Raw genomic sequence first — 3,731 nt, forward strand, 5'->3', positions numbered from 1 at the left:
GGAAGGAACACGGCGCGCGATCTCGAGCCGCAGATCGGCCAGATCGATGAACGCGTCAGCCTGGCGCCGCAGATCGTCGGAGGTTGTCGTCGGTCGGCTTGCGACCGTTGATACCACCGTGACGCGTACGCCGCGACGTTGCACCGCCTCGACCAGCCGGCGGAACCCGCCGTCGCCGGAGAACAGCACCATCTGGTCGAGATGGGCGGCAAGTTCCATGGCGTTGACCACGAGATCAATCTCCATGCCGCTCTTGGGCTTGCGGCCGCCGGCACCGAATGCTGGTCCCCGGTTGACCCTCTTCACCACGCTGTAGCCGTTGTACTCGAGCCAATCGATCAACGGACGGATCGAGGAGTATTCCTGCTCGTCGGGCGCAGCGTAGTAGAACGCGCGCACCAGCGCGCCCTGGCCCTTGAATCGTTCAAGCAGGCGGCCGTAGTCGATCTCGAAACCGAGCGCTCTGGCGCTCGCGTGCAGGTTAAGCCCGTCAACAAATATTGCGATTCTGTCGCTCAACGCTATTGCCCACGATAGACTGCAAAAATGACATTGACGAACGGGACGGTCACCAGACTGGCCGTCCACGACTTTGGCGGTCCAACGACGCTGCAATTTCAATTTGCTTTGGCCACTGTGGCCGTGGAACAAATGGGATCGGCTTCAAGAAAACAGGAAGCTCGACTCATCCCACAGGTATGACGCTAGCATGAACAGACAAACCGACCAATTGCGTCATTAAATATTATTGGTGCTCGAGCGTTAGTTTTACACCGGTCGGAGCCAAGTCCTGTCGTGGGAACTGGACGATTGCCGCCGCTTGCGCAGGTAGCGCGGCATAATCATCGGCGTCGTCGCGATGGCACCACGGAATACCAGTGCCTGGTGTTGGATACGCGCGAACGCGGCGCCAGGAGTTCCGTTATCCTGGTCAAGCCTACCTTGCTGCCTTCGAATCTCACTCTTTCCCGGAACTTCTAAGCGGCCAGCGAAGTGGAGTCGCCCCGCGGGAACAAGATAAAATCCTGGCTGGAGAGGACTCAAGCGGCGAGCGCCCCGCCAAGGGCGCTCACACGAAAGGGGTGGATCTCAACACGGACGAGAAAGAATCAGGCCCACGTCTTGCCGCCCACCGGTCCAGCGACCGCTCAGCCGGGCCAAGGGCGCTCGGCGCCATCCCTGACCAACACGATGCACCAGCGGCTATGCTCAGCTTCTCGTTCTAATGGACACTTCAAAGCCCTTGGCCTCGATAGCTCGCACCAATTCTTCCAGGCTCAGCTCAATTCCGACCGACCTGCCGCTGCCGCGAACTTCGACATCACGAGTGTCGCCATTCTGAACTTCGCCATTCGATTGCTTGCCTGTCTGAAGATACGAGCGACTCACACCCAAGACATCGGCGATCACGCCGACGGTACCGCTTCTTGGCACCGTGCCCTTGTTTTCCCAATGCCAAATAGCAGCAGGGCTGACCTTGATGAGCTTCGCGAACTCCGCAACATTCATCGAGCGCTGCTCCCGGAGGAGCTTCAATCGTCCGGAAAATTCCGGGTCGTGTTTTGATTTAGCTTTAGCCACAGTCCACTTCCTATCGTATCAGCTAACTTTTTGTCCCCGATGAGAATCAACGCCGACATTGAAGCAGCAACGAGGCGAGGCTCCAATATGTGCCGTGAGAACCAGCGTAATCTGCGAGCAGCAAGTCCCATTTTCATGCAACAAGATCAAACTCATAATCCCAGACCAGGATTGATGATCGGTGAGCAAAACCGGCCAGCTTGATCTCGAGCGCTCCGGTAGTTTTATCAAAATTCAGCAACCAAAAATAGTTGATTTTTTAATCGACAAAATTTTTTGTGGACCTCTGAGTCTCGGATTTGGAGGTCCCTTCGCGGTGGAGGGTTCCTCCTGCGCGGTGACAATGCATTCTGCGGACCCCGTCCGACGACAAGCCGGACCTCGTCCATCAACGGCGACATCCAACGCAATGCACGGTTCCGACTGTTCGCTGAACTTGCGCAAGATGAGCGCCCGGTCCCAGGCTCTGCTCGACGTTCGCTTAGGACACCAAAACCGCCCATCCCGGTCAACGCACGGCGAACCCTCATGGTCATCGGCCGGGCCCTTCGGCGCGGCGCAGGATCCGTGCGCGAAGGTCCGAATGGCCTTAGATTTTGCGACACGGGGCCTTCCGGCTTCGGCCGCCTTGCCCGGCCCCGTTTGCAAATCCCGTTTATGTAGAGTACTTTACAATCGTTTTTTTATTATATTGGTCGCTATGAAATTGAGATTTGCAGCGCATGGCCGATACGATTGCCGGTAGTTTCAGCATTGGCGAGTTTGTTTCGTTCACGTATTTCGAAGAAGGCGACCCGCCGAACGCGGCAGTGTTCGTTTTCAAGGACATTGCCGGCAAAACGCTGGTACTCACCACCGCGCTGACCGTAGCCTCGGAGATGCGCGCCCTTCTCGGCAAAGCATTCTCGCAGATGGAGGATGCCGATCATGCGATCGCGACGCAGACATCATCGGAGCGAATAGAATACTACAGTGCTGCGCCGTCGCCGGATAACCCCGATGAGGTTGTCATCGTCATCGAGGGCGAACGGTCGGATCCAATCCACGGCCGGATGAAGAAAGCGGACGCCCGATCCTTGGCGACTCTTTTGTCATCTGCCGCCGATCGTGGACAGAAGCCGAACTAGTCGCCTGACTATCGCGTCGGGACGACTGCTCGCAGCGTTGCATGTTCAAGGCACGCCCCGACGATGAGCCTGCGCGACTAGTTCGGCTTCAGTGCCGGTTCCGTCGCTGTCGTCAACAGATCAGCAAGCGGCCCGGCATCAGCCTGTTCCATTTGCGTGAAGGCCTCGTTCAGCAGCGTCCGCATCTCAGCCGCAATCTTCAACGTGGTGCTCAGCATCAACATCTTGCCAGTATTGTCCTTGAATACGAATATCGCCGAGTTCGCGGGATCCTCGTTTTCGAAGTAAGTAAACGACGTGAATGCATCAACGCTGCTATGGTTAAAGACTTGATTGGTCATAAAGGCGGTCCAGTGTGTTTGAAACTACGTTTGTACGATTTGAATTATGATTTCCCGTGATCCCGGCCCAAGACATTATTATTATCATCCGACCAAACACCTGCAATCCGCGGGTTGACCGTAGTAGTACGGTCGGGAGCATGCGATGAACACGGGCAAGGCCGGCTGCCCAGTTCGACCGGCCCCCGCGGCAAGCGCGATGACGGAAACCCTGGTCGCCGGCCTGCCAGCCGTCCCGCAATCCGGTCCATGCCATGGGGCCACGGATCGTGGCACGGAGGATCACCTCAGGATGTTCGCGAACGAGGAAGCAACCGAAATTCGGCTGCAGAAAGCGATCCTGAAGCGTGACCTTCGCGTACGAGATTCCCGAGTGAACTGTTATCGACCGGTGATGGCCACTGGCCTGATCGCGGCATTTCCGTCAACGAGCGCGAACAGACCCGGCTTCCGGAAGCCTTGAGTTCACGCTCCTGCTACGGGAGAACTTTGTTGCCCGAGGACATCGCTATGGGCTAGTGCGCGTGACTACGTCCGGTCGCCCCTAACAGCCGACGCCAAAGTGAGCGGAGGCTTTGACGCGAAGGGCCTGGCGCCGGCATTGGACCTTCTACGATCGTTGGAGTGGGAAAGCTTAAATCGATGGGGTGTACGAGCCTCGGCGCGTCAGGTGTAGCCATCG

General features: G+C 57.4%; 4 protein-coding genes. 1 reads left to right on the top strand and 3 read right to left on the bottom strand.

Annotated elements, in window-relative coordinates; all coding sequences use genetic code 11:
* Positions 1–519, bottom strand: a 519-nt coding sequence (locus JQ586_RS40020; protein WP_249148690.1) for an NYN domain-containing protein, incomplete at its 3' end; no start/stop codon positions are given.
* A 690-nt stretch (positions 520–1,209) separates the two neighbouring features.
* Positions 1,210–1,581, bottom strand: coding sequence for a helix-turn-helix domain-containing protein (locus tag JQ586_RS40025; protein WP_212400120.1), 372 nt, complete (start codon positions 1,579–1,581; stop codon positions 1,210–1,212).
* Between the two features lie 722 nt (positions 1,582–2,303).
* Here JQ586_RS40025 and JQ586_RS40030 point away from each other — a divergent pair.
* Positions 2,304–2,708, top strand: coding sequence for a hypothetical protein (locus JQ586_RS40030; protein ID WP_212400121.1), 405 nt, complete (start codon positions 2,304–2,306; stop codon positions 2,706–2,708).
* 77 nt (positions 2,709–2,785) lie between these two features.
* Here the strand turns inward: JQ586_RS40030 and JQ586_RS40035 are convergent, their stop codons facing one another.
* Positions 2,786–3,049, bottom strand: a complete 264-nt coding sequence (locus JQ586_RS40035) for a hypothetical protein (protein ID WP_212400122.1) — start codon at positions 3,047–3,049, stop codon at positions 2,786–2,788.
* Positions 3,050–3,731: the final 682 nt, after the last annotated feature.

The sequence above is a fragment of the Bradyrhizobium jicamae genome (assembly GCF_018130215.1).
GTDB lineage: Bacteria > Pseudomonadota > Alphaproteobacteria > Rhizobiales > Xanthobacteraceae > Bradyrhizobium > Bradyrhizobium jicamae_A.

Coding starts and splice junctions, on each gene's coding strand:
- JQ586_RS40030 (WP_212400121.1), top strand. CDS start 2,304: ATGGCCGATACGATTGCCGGTAGTTTCAGCATTGGCGAGTTTGTTTCG.
- JQ586_RS40035 (WP_212400122.1), bottom strand. CDS start 3,049: ATGACCAATCAAGTCTTTAACCATAGCAGCGTTGATGCATTCACGTCG.